Here is a 13,504-nt window from a genome sequence, read left to right as displayed (position 1 = left end):
GCCTCTCCGAGCCCGCGACTGCGCGGCACTGAGCAAGGGCTACACATCGGGCCAGCACGATCGCGCTGGCTGATTACACTGTTGGAAGCGCCACACATGGAGTACCTGGGATGGGCTGTGTGCTGATCGTTGTCGCTCGCCAGTCGGCGGGCTTTGTGTCCGGGGTATGTGCGGCCAGGTGCTCAGGGGGGCTGCGGCGATGAACACCCCCGGGCGTGGCCTTTCTTTGCAGCTTCTGGTGGCGCTGGCAATCATGCTGGGCATGTTGCTGCTGGGCGCAGGCCTGGCCTGGCAGGGCTACAGCGGAGTTCGAGAGACCCTGCTGGCCGCCGCTGGGGATACTGCCCAGCAGGTGGGCAAGACGATCGACGAGCGTGCCCGCCGGCTGGTCGATCCGGTACAGAGCAGTCTGCGGTTGCTGGCCGCCGATCCGCTCGCCGGCGACCTGGCCCAACGTCTGGAGCGGCTCCCGCAACTGGTCGAGAGCCTGAACGCCAACAAGATGCTCAGCGCCGCCTATGTGGGTTACGCCAATGGCGAGTTCCTGCTCGTGCGCAGGCTTCGGGAGCCTCAGCTGCTCGAGCGTTTCGCGGCGCCACCTGGCACGGCCTTCCTGGTGCAGAGCGTTAGCCGGCAGGCGGGCGGGTCGATGTCGGGCCAATGGCGATTCTATGACCGCCAACTCAACCTGCTCCAGGCCCAGGACAAGCCGGACTACCAGTTCGATCCACGCGCGCGCCCGTGGTTCGTCGAGGCTTCAGGGCAAAGCACCACTGTGCTGACCCGCCCTTATGTGTTCTTCACCACCCGCGAGGTCGGCATGACCCTGGCCCAGCGCAGCGTCAAGGGCGAGGCGGTGATCGGCATGGATGTCTCGGTCGATGACCTGGCCAGCGAAAGCCGGGACCTGCGCATGACCGCAGGGACCGAGCTTGCGGTGATCGACGATCAAGGCAGCGTGGTGGCCTATCCGGATCTCAAGCGGGTCATCGTGCACGAGGGCGAGACGGTGCGCCTGTCGCGCATCAGTGAGCTGGGGATTCCCAGCCTTGCGCAGCTGTATGCCGACCAGTCCCAAGGCGCCAGCCCCAAGCGTTTCCAGGTAGGCGGGGAAGCCTGGTACGGCATGCGTGTGCCGCTCACCAGCTTGGCCGGGCAGGACTTGCAGGTGCTGATCGCCGTGCCTGGTCATGAACTGTTGGCGGGTGCGCGCAAGGTGTTGTTCGAGCAGTTGCTCTGGACCGCGGCGCTGATGGCCGTTTTGCTGGTGCTGGGCGGCTTGCTCGGCCAGCGTATCGGTCGTCCGTTACGCCTGCTGGCCGAGCAGGTTCGCGGCCTGGCAGGTTTCGACTTCAGCCGCGAGGTGGGGGTCAGGTCACGGGTGTCGGAGGTGCGCGAGCTGAGCCAGGTGCTCAGCCGCATGTCCGGGACGATCCGCAGCTTTCAGGCGATCACTCTCACGCTCAGCCGTGAGAGCCAACTCGAACGCATGCTCGAAGGCGTGTTGGCGCACTTGGTCGATGCCGCTGGCGTGCACGCCGGAGCGGTCTACCTGTTCGATGCGGAGCCTGCGCAGTTGCGCCTGGCCACTTGCTGCGGTAGCGAGGCCTATCCAGCGCAGCTCCAGATTCAAGCGGACGATCACCGGGACTTGGCGGCAGTCGTCAGCCATGCCCTTGAACTGTGCGGGCGCAGCCTGGCGGTCGTGCTCAACGACCGAAGTCAGGCGCTGCTCGGCATTCTGGTGCTGCAATTGGAAGCTGATCGGACAGGCGAAGGGGTGGGGCAGCCATTTCGACGCTTTGTCGAGGAGTTGTCCGGCGCCGCGGCCGTGGCCATCGAAACACGTCAGTTGGTCGAGGCTCAGCAACGCCTGCTCGATGCCATGATCAAGTTGTTGGCCGATGCCATCGACGCCAAGAGCCCCTACACGGGAGGTCATTGCGAGCGGGTGCCGCAACTGGCCCAGATGCTGTTGGACAAAGCCGTGCAAGCCGACAGCGGCCCTTATGCCGACTTCACCCTGAGTGATGCCGAGCGCTATGAGTTCCATGTCGCTGCCTGGCTGCACGACTGCGGCAAGGTCACCAGCCCCGAATACGTGGTGGACAAGGCGACCAAGCTGGAAACCCTCTACAACCGCATCCATGAAATACGCATGCGCTTCGAAGTGCTCTGGCGCGATGCCGAGCTCGATTACTGGCGTGGGCTGGCCAGCGGCGCGGATCAACCGCCACTGCAGCGTACGCTCGAGCGCGCCCAGGCCGAACTGCAGGAAGCGTTTGCCTTCGTTGCCAAGGCCAATATCGGTGGAGAGTTCATGCAGGAGCAGGACATTGAACGACTGCAGCGTATCGGCCAGCGGCGTTGGCAACGGCACTTCGACAATCGGCTGGGGCTCTCGCGGGACGAGGAAGAGCGATTGGCAGGTGTTCCTCCCGTGCCGTTGCCGGCCGATGAGCTGCTGCTGGCTGACCGCGATGATCACCGGATGCCCTGGGGGGCGCGCAAGCCACCTGTGGCCAAGGATGACCCGCGCAACATCTGGGGCTTCGACATGCGCCTGCCGGCTCATGCCAGTAACGCCGGTGAGCTGTACAACCTCTCGATCCGCCGCGGCACGCTCAACGAGGAGGAGCGCTTCAAGATCAACGAGCACATCGTGCAGACCATCATCATGCTCGACTCACTGCCGTTCCCACGTCATCTCAAGCGTGTCTCGGCCATCGCCGGCAGCCACCATGAGCGGATGGATGGCGCGGGCTATCCGCGCCGGCAGGGCAGGGATGACTTGGGGATTCCTGAGCGGATCATGGCCATTGCCGATATCTTCGAGGCTCTGACCGCTGCCGATCGGCCTTACAAACCGGCCAAGACCCTGTCCGAGTCGGTGAAGATCCTGGTCACGATGGCCCGCGACAACCACATCGATGGGCAACTGTTGCGGTTGTTCCTCACTAGCGGGGTGTACCAGGAATATGCGCAGCGGTTCTTGCGTCCCGAGCAGATCGACGAGGTGGATGTGTCGTATTGGGTGGGGCAGCTTTAACGTGTAACTGGGCTGTATCGGTCCGATCAGCCCACCCTGGGCGAGTCTCGTGAAGACGCGGTCGCTTGCCCGCGCTATTTGATACACCGCATCACAAATGAAGTGCTCCGGCCTGTATTTATCCTTCCATGGCAACTTTCTACAGTCTTCTCCACCTGCTGCCCCGTCATTCCGACACCGCAGCGAACGGAGAGCACACCATGCCTTTCATCAGCGTACGTATCACTCGCGACGGCGTCACCGCGCAGCAAAAGGCCCAGGTGATCCAGGAGATCACCCAAACCATGGAGCGTGTCCTGAACAAGGACCCAGCGCTCACCCATATCGTGATCGAAGAGATCGACACGGATAACTGGGGGTACGCGGGCATGACCACGACGGCCTATCGCAAGCAGCAGGCGCAGTGAGCTGTTCGCGCAAAACGCTAGCGCAACGCTTTTCCTGAACTCATCGCTTTGACCGAGGAATCACCATGAACACTTCAAGCAAGGTCGTCATTGTTACCGGCGCCTCCCAAGGCATTGGCGCAGGCGTCGTCAAGGGCTTTCGCGAACGCGGCTGGCAGGTGGTCGCCACCTCCCGCTCCATCCAGCCGTCGAGCGACCCGGACATCCTGACCATCGCTGGCGACATCGCCGACCCGCAGACTGCCGAGCGCGTCGTTGGCGAGGCGATCGCCCGCTTCGGGCGGATAGACACCCTGGTCAACAACGCCGGCATCTTTGTCGCCAAGCCGTTCACCCACTACACCCATGCCGATTACGCGCAGGTCGTGGCGACCAACATGAGCGGCTTTTTCTACATCACCCAGCAGGCGATGGTGGAAATGGAAAAACAAGGGCGCGGCCATGTCGTCAGCATCACCACCAGTCTGGTCGATCATGCGATCGACGGCGTGCCTTCGGTATTGGCGTCCCTGACCAAGGGCGGGATCAATGCGGCGACCCGATCCCTGGCGATCGAATATGCCAAGCGCGGCATTCGGGTCAACGCGGTCTCTCCAGGCATCATCAGAACGCCGATGCATGCTGCTGAAACCCACGAGGCGCTGGGCAAGCTGCACCCGGTCGGTCATATGGGCGGGATTGACGATATCGTGCAGGCGATCCTGTACCTGGAGGGCGCAGGTTTCGTCACCGGCGAGATCCTGCATGTAGACGGTGGCCAGAGCGCAGGCCATTGATCCGAAGGTGGCTTTACCGGCTCGCACGGGCGGTAAAGCCGTTGGGGTCACGATGCTTTTCTGTTGCCGGGTGTGGTAAAGATCTGCCTTAGGATCTTCCTACCCGGTACCTGTGATGAAGCGCCATTTCGACGATTTGCAGTTGGGCAGCATCGAATTGTTCTGCCTGGCTGCAGAGGCCGGTAGTTTCACTGCCGCGGCCCAGCTTGCCGGTGTTACCCCCGCGGCGGTCAGCCGCTCGATTCTTCGTCTGGAGAAGCGACTGGGGTCGCGACTCTTTGCCAGAACCACCCGCAGCATCCGCCTGACCGAGGCCGGGCGAACCTTCTTCGAGCAGTGCAGCCAGGCGCTCAGTCAACTGGTGGAAGCCCAGCAAACCGTCATGGGCGCGCAGGCGACACCGTCTGGGCGTTTGCGTATCAGCCTGCCGACCACCTACGGGCATCACCGCATCCTTCCGTTGCTGCCGCTATTTCGCGAGCGCTATCCGCAGGTCACCGTGGAGATTCACCTGGGCAACCGGAACATCGACTTCGTGGCGGAGGGGTACGATCTGGCGATCCGGGTCAGGGCTCAGCCGGATTCGACGCTGGTCGCGCGCTTGCTCGAAGACGCCAAGCTGGTCGTGGTGGCCTCGCCTGCGTATCTGGCCAAGGCCGGCACACCGCAGGTGCTTGAGGATCTGGAGGCTTACGAGTGCATTCAGTTCGAGCTGCCCAGCAGTGGGCGGCGGATTTCGTGGCTGTTCCAGGAGCAAGGCCGAGAGCGAGAGATCTTCACCGACGGTGGCTATGCCTGCTCCGACGATGTCCTGGGCGGCGTCACGCTCGCTGAACACGGTGCGGGGCTGTTCCAGACCTACAAGTTCATTGTCGAGCAACAGCTGGCCGATGGCCGTTTGATCGAGGTTCTCGCCGCTTATGGCGGGCGTTCCCGGCCCTATACCTTGCTGTATCCCCATGGGCGCTCCATTCCTCAGCGGGTCAGGGTCTTCGTGGACTTTCTGCTGCAGTACCGCGAGCAATGGGCAGCGCTGTAATCCGACGCCTGGGCTGAATGTATCTCTGTGTATCTAAGCGCCTGCTTGCAAGGCTTCGCTTACAAATGCCGCTACCTGCGGATACGTGCGCGATACACGCGTGAGGCCAAATGAACCTGCCTGAACGAAACGGCCCTAGGCCACGTTCCCAGGCACGTTCGCCCTAGCGGCCAATCGCATAGATATTTCGGAGAATCACCATGTCCCGTTCCCAGTTCCCAAGCAAGACCCGCCTCGGCCTGCTCACCATCGCCCTGGTCGGAGGCATCAACATGACATCCGCCGCCTTTGCCGTGGACGCAATGCCTCAGGGCTATCAGCTTGCTTCCGCGCAAAAAGCCGGGGAGGGCAAGTGTGGTGAGGGCAAGTGCGGTGCCAGTGGTGCCAAGGCGACCCAGACTGAAGGCAAGTGCGGCGAGGGCAAATGCGGTGCCGATGGCGCCCAGGCCAAGGCGACCCAGGCTGAAGGCAAGTGCGGGGAGGGCAAGTGTGGCGATGCCTCCTTTGCCCGTACCGACACCAACCATGATGGCCGGGTCTCGCGTGCCGAGCTGCTGGCGGTCGCGCCCAAGGCCAATGCCGAGTTCGATGCCATCGACGCCAATCACGACGGCTTCCTCTCCGAGGGTGAGGTGTACCAGTTCCGCAAGAACCAGTTCGACGCCAACGGCAAGCCATTCCCTTCCGATCTGTACAGCAAGTTGAGCCAGGCCAGGAACTGACCTTCGCTGATCGCCTCCCCGAGCACGTCGGCCGGGGAGGCGACAGCCCCCAGGAGATCACCCATGAGTACTTCGTTTGCCTTGCACGGTGCCGGGCTCGGCCTGCGTCGGTCGCTTTTGCCTGAGTTGTTGAATATGGATGTTGGGGCGGTGGATTTTCTCGAGTGTGCGCCAGACAACTGGATCGGCGTCGGCGGCGCCTATGGTGAGAGCCTGGCCCGCCTGGCCGAGCGCTTTCCGCTGTCCTGCCACGGCCTTTCGTTGTCCCTTGGTGGCCCCGAACCGCTGGATCATGAGTTCTTGCGGCGCATCCGTGCCTTTCTCGACCAGCATGATGTCCCGCTGTTCAGCGAACACCTGAGCTATTGCAGCGATGACGGCCATTTGTACGACCTGATCCCCATGCCTTTCACCGATGAAGCGGTGCGCCATACTGCCAGGCGCATTCGTGAGGTTCAGGATGCCCTCGGTCGACGCATCGCTGTGGAGAACATTTCCTACTATGCGGCGCCTTACCAGGCGATGTCCGAGATCGATTTCTTGTGCGCGGTGCTGAATGAGGCCGACTGCGATCTGTTGCTGGACATCAACAACCTGGTCGTCAACGCCTGCAACCACGGTTACGACGCTGACGCTTTCCTTGCCCGTGTGCCAGCCGGGCGGGTGGCTTGCCTGCATGTGGCCGGTCATTACGATGAAGCGCCTGATCTTAAGATCGATACCCACGGTGCTGCGGTGCAGCATGACGTCTGGCAATTGTTGCACAGCGCCTACCAGTACCTGGGGGTGGTGCCGACTTTGCTGGAGCGCGATTTCAATTTCCCGCCACTTGCCGAACTGCTCGGCGAGGTGGAGGCCATCCGGATGCTGCAGGTCGCCGCGCAAGCGCCGGAGGTGCGTCATGGCTGAGACTTTGCGCGAACAGCAACTGTGCATGAGCCGTTTCATTCGCGATCCGCACGCCAACCCTGCACCGCCCGGCATCGAAGCGCGGCGCCTGGCGGTGTACCGACAACTGTTTCTGGGCAATATGCGGTCGCTGCTGGCTGGCAGCTTCCCTGTGCTGAGCGCCACGTTGCCCCAGGCGCAATGGCAATCGCTGACTGCGGATTTCTATGCCAGCCACCGCTGCAAGACGCCGTTGTTCACTGAAGTGGCAGGCGAGTGGGTCAACTACCTGGAGACCCGCGCCGACCTGCCGGGCTGGGTCGCCGAACTGGCCCACTATGAATGGGTCGAGACCCTGTTGTTGCTTAGCGACGCCACCGACGCGTCCCATGATCCAGAGGGCGACCTGCTCGACGGTGTGCCGCTGCTATCGAGCCTTGCCATGCCCTTGGCCTATGCCTGGCCGGTCAGCCATATCGGCCCCGACCACATTCCGCTGGCAGCACCAGCCGAACCCACGTTGTTGCTGGCGCGACGCGGTGCAGACCAGAAAATCCACTTCGCGCGGCTTGCGCCGTTGGCCCATGCGCTGCTGGTGTCAATGCAACAGCAACCGCTCACCGGTCGGGAACACCTCGCCGTGGTAGCTGATTGGGCGGGTGTCGAACGAGCGGCTATCGAATCCCAAGGCAGTGCGTTGCTCCATAACCTCAAAGCCCAAGGCGTCGTCATCGGCACCGCGTGACCAATCAAGCGCTTGACGTCAGGCTGCAGGCTAGGAGGTCGTGGCGTTTTGAGCCGTAAATGCCGGGCCTGTGGTTGTTAAGGCATTTGGTCTGAAATTGCTGAAGAAAATGCATAGCGCGACGACTTCTGCCACTCATACAGGAACACAGATCTTCCTGTGTTTGACTTGAGGTAAGCGATCATGGCTAACAATCAAGACAACCGTGGCGACCAAGGCGGCAGCACCGGCGCAGGTCAACAAGGTGGCCAAGGGTCCAATCAGCAAAAAGGTGGCTCCGAATCCGGCCGTAAGCCTGAGGACAAAATGAACAAGGATTGGGATCGCTCCCGGGATTCGGGAAGCCAAGGTGGGCAGTCTGGCCAGAACATGACCGACCAAAAGAACCCCTCGCAGCAAGACCGCATGGGTGGGCAACAGCCGCAAGGCGACACTGAAAAGTGGGACAAAGACCGCTGATTGCCTTTGAACCGCGCTGGGGTGGATAAACCGCCCCGGCGCACCGGATTCACGCCATGGTGGCCGCCGCCGCTTCTTCCAACCACGTCAGCAACGCTTTCATTTCTTCCTGTCGCTCTCGGCCCGGCACGCACACCGCCATGTAACGTGGCCCTGGCAGGCTGATTTCAGGCCTGAAGGTCATCAGTTCACCTCGCTTGAGGCTGTCGGCCACCAGCACGTTGCTTGCCAGCACCAATCCATGGCCCGCGATGGCGGCCGCCAACGCATAATGCTCATCATCGAACTCACGCATGCGTGCCCGTCCCAGCCAGTGCGCACAGCCGGCGGCTGCACACCAGCTTTGCCAATTGATCGTGTCGCCTTGCGGAATCTGCCAGCGGAGGTCTATCAGCTGCAATTGGTCCTCATCCAGGCGGGCCAGCACGGCTGGTGCGGCATAGACCGAGAAGCGTTCGTTCATCAGTGGCTGGCTGAACAGCTTCGGATCTGGGCGGCTGACGGCTCGAATGGCGATGTCGACGCTGGAGTCACGTAACAGGTCCACCAGCTCGTTACGGGTGTCGACCCGTATGTCCAGCTGCGGGAAAGCACGATAGAAAGCGCCGAGCCTTGGGATCAGCCAGCTCGCGGCCAAACCGGGCGTCGTGGTGAGGGTGAGGGTCAGCGAAGTGGTTTTCGGCAGGAAGTGTTCCAGGCTCCGGCTGATATCGAGGAACGCTTGGTGGACCTGGCGATAGAGCTGTTCGCCTTGCTCGGTCAGTGCCACGCCTTGCCCGGAGCGCTCGAACAGCAACGTGCCAAGCCGGGCCTCCAGCGCCTTGACCTGGTGGGAAATGGCCGCCGGTGTGACAGACAGTTCCTCGGCGGCGGTCTTGAAACTGCCTAGGCGTGCCGCAGCCTCGAAGCTGCGCAGCGCGTTGAGCGCAAGCGTGGAGAACACCCACCACCTCCCTGGATGAATTGGATTGGGACCGGCTCAATTTATCTCATTTTTCCTGGCTTTCATCGGGCGCTAAGGTGAGCGGCACTCGCTCAATCATAGGTGCATCGTCATGCAAGGCCCTCTTCGAAAAGTCGTACAGGCTGTGCTTTATGAAGCCATCGCCGTCGCCGTTCTGTCACCTGCAATCGCCCTGGTCTACAAGAATGGCTTGGCGCATGCCGGTGCCCTGTCGTTGATGCTGTCTGCCAGCGCCTTGCTTTGGAACGTGGTGTACAACTACCTGTTCGAGTTCTGGGAGAGCCGTCAGGCGAACCGGGCGCGTACTGTCGGAAGGCGTCTGCTTCATTCGGTGGGGTTCGAAGGCGGGCTGGTGGTGCTGTTGGTGCCCTTGGTCGCCTGGTGGCTGCAGATCTCGTGGTGGGCCGCATTGGTGACCGATCTGGGGTTGTTCGTGTTTTTCTTCTTCTATGCATTGGTATTTCAGTGGAGCTTCGATCGTGTGTTCGATGTGCCTCTGTCGGCGCAGGGCAAGGCGCCGGCCGATGCGTGCACTGGGCCTTGAAAGCGCCTTCGGGCTGCACGCTTGACCTTAGGTTAACTCGAGGTTTCAGAATGCCCGCTCTCACCACTGGAGTAGCCCTATGTTCAACGATTCTCGTCCTGTGTTCGAGCTGTCCAATCCAGCTGGGTTGTATGACCCGCGCGATAATGGATATTCCCACGTCGCGGCAGTGGCACCTGGGACCAGGCTGTTGTTCATCGCCGGGCAAGGCGGTGAGGATGTCCATGGGCGACTGCCATCGGCGTTCTCTGAGCAGGCCAGACAGGCATTGGCCAACCTGAGCACCGCACTCCAATCGCAGGGCGCAAGCTTGCATCAAGTGTTCAAGCTGACCTTGCTGATCGTCGATCATGATGAGCATCGCCTGCGCGAGTGGGTCAGGGAGGTCGATCGGGTCTGGAAGGACAGGGCGCCCGTCTGTACGTTGATTCCGGTGTCACGACTGGCGCTGGATGGGATGCTTGTGGAAATCGAGGCGGTGGCTGCTTGTAGCTGAGCGGCATTCGCGAAACCTTACGGGCACAGGCTTCGCCCATGTCCATTGGATTGCGTCAACTAAATTGAGCAAGACCATTTCTTGCACTTCGATCGCGGTAAGCGTTGTTGCAGTGTGTCGCAGTTCAGCCGCTGCGTTTGACCATGCCAAGTATGGTCTGGCGCAGCTCTTGCTTTGCCTGCTCTGCAGTGATGTCTCCCACTACCGCAGCATCGGACAGGGCGTCGGCGGCGCCAAGCATGGCCCACAGGCTAGCGCTCGATAGGCCAGCGGAGCCGGCGAAGGGCGCAAACACGTCCGCACATTTTTGGATGAATGCTTTCTGATATCGGCGTTTGACGGCCGCAAGCTCCGGAGACCCGCTGAGTGCCGCCAGGACCCCTTGGATCTCACGCCCTTGTGTCAGCACGCAATCGACATAGGCAGCGGCGAAGATACGTGCTTTGTCCGTCAACGTGGGCTCGGCGGTTGCGACGGCGGCATCGAAAAGGGCTGTCTGGCGGATGTCGTAGTCTTCGTAGAGGGCGGCGAGCAGGCCATTGCGGGTTCCGAAGTGATCGTAAACCACAGGTTTGGTGATGCCTGCTACATCGGCCAGGCGACCCAGCGTGAGGGCATCCGTACCCTCATCGCCGATCAATGCCCAGGAGGCCTCCAGCAACTGGCGGGTGCGGGCTTCTCGGGGCAGGCGTCGGCGCGAAGGTACGGAAGTTGGTGAAGTCATGCTGCCGATTGTCCCACTCTTGTTCAGTGCTGGGAAGCTGCCATACCGGCGCCTATCTTGTACGCAGTCTCCAGATGAACCTGCGGATAACCCTCATCCGATGCCAGAAGCAAGGTGGAGCTGTGCACACGGGCTCCGCAGTAATCGAAAATCCCGTGGTCGATCTGGGTCTTCATCGCAGGCCCGTAGCCGTGTCGAGTGAAGGTCCCTTCATCGGCGCCGCCAACGGCAACCAGGTGAACCTGCAGACGCTGCAGCTTTTTCACGACTTTGCCATTGCCACTGTCCTCGTAGGCCCAGCCCATCGAAAACACCCGATCAATCCAGCCTTTGAGCAAGGCAGGGAATGACCACCAATAGATCGGGTAAACAATGACCAAGGCATCGGCACGATCCAGTCGCTCTTGCTCACTGGCCACGTCAGCAGGCGCTGCGGCTTGTTTCATGAAGAGCGCTTGATCCTCTTGGTTGAAACGCGGATCGAAACCTTCGGCCGCGAGATCTGCAAATTCACTAGTGTGCTGCGCGTCAGAAGCGGCTATGCCCAGGGCGACGTGCCGGGCAATGGCATGAGTCAAGGAATCGGGATTGGGGTGGGCGACGACGATCAGGCTGTGCATGGCGATACTCCGGCAGTTTGGCGAGCGGCTGTCGAGATCATAGGTGTCCGCTGGCTGTTAGCTACGAAAAGTAACCTACCATTGGTAACTTGTCGAATGTCTTGCGCAGTGCCGGGCGACGGTACCGATTTGTAAGGTCGATCACTGTAGAATGGTGTTTCGGTAGAAAAGTTCTTGTTTTTGAACTATACGGCTATAAAAACCCAATTATTCGAAGTACATAGCAATATATGTTGGAAATTTGGCATTTGTGAGCGACAAAACGCAATCCTCCTGAAGCGGCCAGGGTTTAGATTGGATCCAATGTCGCTCCGGTTCTGTTCGGGCGGCTACACAGCAAACCCAGGCAGAGGAGAAGCCGCCATGATGTTGAAGGATCCTTCCCGTAAGTATCGCCATTTCGCCACAGTCAATTTGCCAGACCGCCAATGGCCCAATCGCGTTCAAAAGGCCGCTCCCCTGTGGTGCAGTGTCGACATGCGTGACGGTAACCAGGCACTGATCGAGCCGATGAACGCTGAACGCAAGCGGCGTTTTTTCGACTTGCTGGTGAAAGTCGGTTTCAAACAGATTGAGGTAGGTTTCCCGGCCGCCTCACAAACCGACTTCGACTATGTGCGTGAATTGATCGAGAGCGGCGCCATTCCCGAGGATGTCACTATTCAGGTCATGACCCAGGCGCGCACTCACCTGATCGAACGTACTTTCGAAGCGCTCAAGGGCGTGCCACGGGCCATCGTGCATGTTTATAACGCCACTGCTCCCGTGTTTCGTGATGTGGTGTTCGGCGTGGATCGGGCTGGCTGCATCGAGATTGCCACTCAGGCCACCCGTGAGATCAAGGCGCTGATGCAGGCCAACCCGCAGACGCAGTGGACTTACCAATATTCGCCTGAAACCTTTTGCTTCACCGAGCTCGACTTTGGCCTGGAAATCTGTGAAGCGGTGATCGATGTATTCGATCCGACACCAACCAACAAGATGATCCTGAATCTGCCCACTACCGTGGAAGTCTCCACCGCTAACGTGTTTGCTGACCAGATCGAATGGTTTTGCCGCCATGTACGCAAGCGTGACAGTGTGATCATCAGCGTCCACCCACACAATGATCGTGGTACCGGCGTGTCTACTGCCGAGCAGGCCTGCCTGGCGGGAGCCGAGCGGGTCGAGGGGACGTTGTTCGGCAATGGTGAGCGTACCGGTAATGTCGATCTTCTGACCTTGGCGATGAACCTCTATACCAGTGGCATCAGTCCAGGGCTGGATTTCTCCGACATCATCCACGTCCAGCGCGAGGTCGAGTTCTGTAACCAGTTGCCGACCCACCCACGTCACCCCTACGCGGGAGAATTGGTATTCACGGCATTTTCCGGTTCTCACCAGGACGCTATCAAGAAAGGCTTCGCCCGCCGCCAAAGCGATCCCGACGGGTTCTGGGAGGTTCCGTACCTGCCGATCGATCCGGCCGACATGGGACGTAGTTATGAAGCCGTCATCCGGGTCAACAGCCAGTCAGGCAAGGGTGGTGTGGCCTATCTGCTGGAGCAGCAGGGTATCGTCCTGCCGCGCCGGTTGCAGATGGAATTCAGCGGGCTGGTGCAGCAGGTTGCCGATAGCGAAGGCAGGGAGATCACCCGTGAGATGATTTGGTCGTGCTTCACCGAACACTATCTGGAGCAGGGCAATCCATACACCTTGCTGCAACCGGTGCTCGCCACGGACGAAACCCGTACGTACCTTGACGCACAACTGGCAATTGACGGTGAGCACCTGGCGCTTGCTGGCGAAGGCAACGGCCCATTGGCCGCGCTGGTAGATGCGCTTGCCCAACAAGGTCTGGCCTTCGATATTGCCGATTACCACGAGCACGCTGTGCGTGATGGCGCCCAGTCCGAAGCCATCGCTTACATCGAGATACGTGTCAACAACCAGCTGCTGTTTGGAGTGGGCAGGGACGGCAGCGTGCTCCAGGCATCACTCATGGCTGTCGTGAGCGCTGTCTGCCGTGCCACGCGTCTGGGATTGCTCAAGTCTCTGAGCGTAACCGCCACGGCTTAGGCAGACCGCGCTT

General features: G+C 60.8%; 14 protein-coding genes. 11 read left to right on the top strand and 3 right to left on the bottom strand.

Features of this window, described 5'->3' with window-relative positions:
• Positions 1–199 precede the first annotated feature (199 nt).
• The 8 genes from AB1N67_RS12685 (at position 200) to AB1N67_RS12650 (ending at position 8,085) form a co-directional block, all read left to right on the top strand.
• Positions 200–3,049: an HD domain-containing phosphohydrolase gene (locus AB1N67_RS12685; protein WP_317847324.1), complete on the top strand. Its 2,850-nt coding sequence runs from the start codon at positions 200–202 to the stop codon at positions 3,047–3,049.
• Between the two features lie 200 nt (positions 3,050–3,249).
• Positions 3,250–3,456, top strand: coding sequence for a 4-oxalocrotonate tautomerase family protein (locus tag AB1N67_RS12680; RefSeq protein WP_043215742.1), 207 nt, complete (start codon positions 3,250–3,252; stop codon positions 3,454–3,456).
• A gap of 65 nt (positions 3,457–3,521) precedes the next feature.
• Positions 3,522–4,232 (top strand): SDR family NAD(P)-dependent oxidoreductase, encoded by a 711-nt coding sequence (locus AB1N67_RS12675; protein ID WP_043215743.1) that lies wholly within the window; start codon positions 3,522–3,524, stop codon positions 4,230–4,232.
• Between the two features lie 115 nt (positions 4,233–4,347).
• Complete coding sequence (locus tag AB1N67_RS12670; RefSeq protein WP_367863021.1) at positions 4,348–5,271, top strand: LysR family transcriptional regulator; 924 nt, start codon at positions 4,348–4,350, stop codon at positions 5,269–5,271.
• Positions 5,272–5,471: 200 nt separating this feature from the next.
• Positions 5,472–5,993 carry a hypothetical protein gene (locus tag AB1N67_RS12665; protein ID WP_043211809.1) on the top strand — a complete coding sequence of 174 codons (522 nt, stop codon included), beginning with the start codon at positions 5,472–5,474 and terminating at the stop codon, positions 5,991–5,993.
• A 63-nt stretch (positions 5,994–6,056) separates the two neighbouring features.
• Positions 6,057–6,902, top strand: a complete 846-nt coding sequence (locus AB1N67_RS12660) for a DUF692 domain-containing protein (RefSeq protein WP_090343021.1) — start codon at positions 6,057–6,059, stop codon at positions 6,900–6,902.
• Positions 6,895–7,626, top strand: a complete 732-nt coding sequence (locus AB1N67_RS12655) for a DUF2063 domain-containing protein (protein WP_043211813.1) — start codon at positions 6,895–6,897, stop codon at positions 7,624–7,626. The genes AB1N67_RS12660 and AB1N67_RS12655 overlap by 8 nt, the downstream gene beginning before the upstream one ends.
• Before the next feature lie 183 nt (positions 7,627–7,809).
• On the top strand, positions 7,810–8,085 hold the full coding sequence (locus AB1N67_RS12650; RefSeq protein WP_043211816.1) for a hypothetical protein: 276 nt from the start codon (positions 7,810–7,812) through the stop codon (positions 8,083–8,085).
• A 49-nt stretch (positions 8,086–8,134) separates the two neighbouring features.
• On the opposite strand, the gene AB1N67_RS12645 is transcribed toward AB1N67_RS12650, so the two are convergent.
• Positions 8,135–9,028: a LysR substrate-binding domain-containing protein gene (locus AB1N67_RS12645; RefSeq protein ID WP_043211818.1), complete on the bottom strand. Its 894-nt coding sequence runs from the start codon at positions 9,026–9,028 to the stop codon at positions 8,135–8,137.
• Positions 9,029–9,140: 112 nt separating this feature from the next.
• On the opposite strand from AB1N67_RS12645, the gene AB1N67_RS12640 reads away from it, so the two are divergent.
• Positions 9,141–9,593 (top strand): PACE efflux transporter, encoded by a 453-nt coding sequence (locus tag AB1N67_RS12640; protein ID WP_090343013.1) that lies wholly within the window; start codon positions 9,141–9,143, stop codon positions 9,591–9,593.
• A 79-nt stretch (positions 9,594–9,672) separates the two neighbouring features.
• Positions 9,673–10,089, top strand: a complete 417-nt coding sequence (locus tag AB1N67_RS12635; protein WP_043211826.1) for a RidA family protein — start codon at positions 9,673–9,675, stop codon at positions 10,087–10,089.
• A 124-nt stretch (positions 10,090–10,213) separates the two neighbouring features.
• Here AB1N67_RS12635 and AB1N67_RS12630 read toward each other — a convergent pair whose 3' ends face one another.
• Together AB1N67_RS12630 and AB1N67_RS12625 are read right to left on the bottom strand one after the other, a co-directional pair.
• Positions 10,214–10,813 carry a TetR/AcrR family transcriptional regulator gene (locus AB1N67_RS12630; protein WP_090343009.1) on the bottom strand — a complete coding sequence of 200 codons (600 nt, stop codon included), beginning with the start codon at positions 10,811–10,813 and terminating at the stop codon, positions 10,214–10,216.
• A gap of 23 nt (positions 10,814–10,836) precedes the next feature.
• Entirely contained in the window at positions 10,837–11,433 is a 597-nt protein-coding gene (locus AB1N67_RS12625; protein ID WP_090343007.1) for an NAD(P)H-dependent oxidoreductase, read from the bottom strand.
• 363 nt (positions 11,434–11,796) lie between these two features.
• Here AB1N67_RS12625 and leuA point away from each other — a divergent pair, with 363 nt between their 5' ends.
• Positions 11,797–13,491: a 2-isopropylmalate synthase gene (leuA, locus tag AB1N67_RS12620; RefSeq protein ID WP_317847321.1), complete on the top strand. Its 1,695-nt coding sequence runs from the start codon at positions 11,797–11,799 to the stop codon at positions 13,489–13,491.
• Positions 13,492–13,504: the final 13 nt, after the last annotated feature.

The organism is Pseudomonas guariconensis, from assembly GCF_040822035.1.
Taxonomy (GTDB): Bacteria; Pseudomonadota; Gammaproteobacteria; order Pseudomonadales; family Pseudomonadaceae; genus Aquipseudomonas; species Aquipseudomonas guariconensis.
Note: the sequence above shows the minus strand (reverse complement) of the source record. Positions and strands in the feature narration are given on the sequence as shown.

Excerpts from the sequence above, each read along its gene's own strand:
- AB1N67_RS12685 (WP_317847324.1), top strand. The coding sequence starts at position 200 with ATGAACACCCCCGGGCGTGGCCTTTCTTTGCAGCTTCTGGTGGCGCTG.
- AB1N67_RS12680 (WP_043215742.1), top strand. The coding sequence starts at position 3,250 with ATGCCTTTCATCAGCGTACGTATCACTCGCGACGGCGTCACCGCGCAG.
- AB1N67_RS12675 (WP_043215743.1), top strand. The coding sequence starts at position 3,522 with ATGAACACTTCAAGCAAGGTCGTCATTGTTACCGGCGCCTCCCAAGGC.
- AB1N67_RS12670 (WP_367863021.1), top strand. The coding sequence starts at position 4,348 with ATGAAGCGCCATTTCGACGATTTGCAGTTGGGCAGCATCGAATTGTTC.
- AB1N67_RS12665 (WP_043211809.1), top strand. The coding sequence starts at position 5,472 with ATGTCCCGTTCCCAGTTCCCAAGCAAGACCCGCCTCGGCCTGCTCACC.
- AB1N67_RS12660 (WP_090343021.1), top strand. The coding sequence starts at position 6,057 with ATGAGTACTTCGTTTGCCTTGCACGGTGCCGGGCTCGGCCTGCGTCGG.
- AB1N67_RS12655 (WP_043211813.1), top strand. The coding sequence starts at position 6,895 with ATGGCTGAGACTTTGCGCGAACAGCAACTGTGCATGAGCCGTTTCATT.
- AB1N67_RS12650 (WP_043211816.1), top strand. The coding sequence starts at position 7,810 with ATGGCTAACAATCAAGACAACCGTGGCGACCAAGGCGGCAGCACCGGC.
- AB1N67_RS12640 (WP_090343013.1), top strand. The coding sequence starts at position 9,141 with ATGCAAGGCCCTCTTCGAAAAGTCGTACAGGCTGTGCTTTATGAAGCC.
- AB1N67_RS12635 (WP_043211826.1), top strand. The coding sequence starts at position 9,673 with ATGTTCAACGATTCTCGTCCTGTGTTCGAGCTGTCCAATCCAGCTGGG.
- AB1N67_RS12630 (WP_090343009.1), bottom strand. The coding sequence starts at position 10,813 with ATGACTTCACCAACTTCCGTACCTTCGCGCCGACGCCTGCCCCGAGAA.
- AB1N67_RS12625 (WP_090343007.1), bottom strand. The coding sequence starts at position 11,433 with ATGCACAGCCTGATCGTCGTCGCCCACCCCAATCCCGATTCCTTGACT.
- leuA (WP_317847321.1), top strand. The coding sequence starts at position 11,797 with ATGATGTTGAAGGATCCTTCCCGTAAGTATCGCCATTTCGCCACAGTC.